A 691-nucleotide genomic window follows, 5' to 3' on the forward strand; every position below is an offset into this window, starting at 1 on the left:
TGGAGTAGCCATGGCATCCCGTCTCGCCCTGTTCGCCCTGCTCGCCGCGGCGGTCTGCACGACCGCCGCGCCGGTTCACGCCGCCCGCGCCGCTGACGGCCGCGACCAGGCGGTCCGCCAGGTGGAGCGGCGCACCGGCGGGCAGGTGATCTCCGTGGAGACACGCACCCGCGCCGACGGCCAGCAGGTCTATCGCATGCGCGTGCTTCTCGGCGAGGGGCGGGTCCGGGTGATCGAGGTTCCGGCCGGACGGAGGCGCTGAACGGTGCGCGCGCTGGTCATCGAGGACGAGATCCGGCTGCGCCGCGAGGTCGCGGACGCCCTGAGCGGGGCGGGCTTCGTCGTCGATGAGGCCGGCGACGGCGACGAGGGCGTGTACATGGCCCTGGACTACCCCGTGGACGTCGCCATCGTGGACCTGGGACTACCCGGCCCCGACGGCCTGGAGCTCATCCGCCGTGTCCGTGCCGCCGGCCGGCGCTACCCGGTGCTCATCCTCACCGCCCGGAGCCGCTGGCAGGAAAAGGTCACCGGCCTCGAGGCCGGCGCCGACGACTACCTCGTCAAGCCCTTCGAGATGCCCGAACTCCTCGCCCGGGTGCAGGCACTGCTGCGCCGTGCCGGGGGGTGGGCCAGTCCGGTGCTCAACCACGGCCCGATCACGCTGGACACGCGCACCTCGGAGGTTCAC

The 691-nt window shown here is 73.4% G+C and carries 2 protein-coding genes; both read left to right on the plus strand.

What is annotated here, in order from left to right; genetic code table 11:
• A partial coding sequence (locus tag G7A99_RS23155) for a PepSY domain-containing protein (RefSeq protein ID WP_205600027.1) occupies positions 1-262 on the plus strand: 262 nt, incomplete at its 5' end.
• A gap of 3 nt (positions 263-265) precedes the next feature.
• Positions 266-691, plus strand: a 426-nt coding sequence (locus tag G7A99_RS23160) for a response regulator (RefSeq protein ID WP_163144406.1), incomplete at its 3' end; no start/stop codon positions are given.

It is taken from the genome of Arhodomonas sp. KWT, from assembly GCF_010993615.1.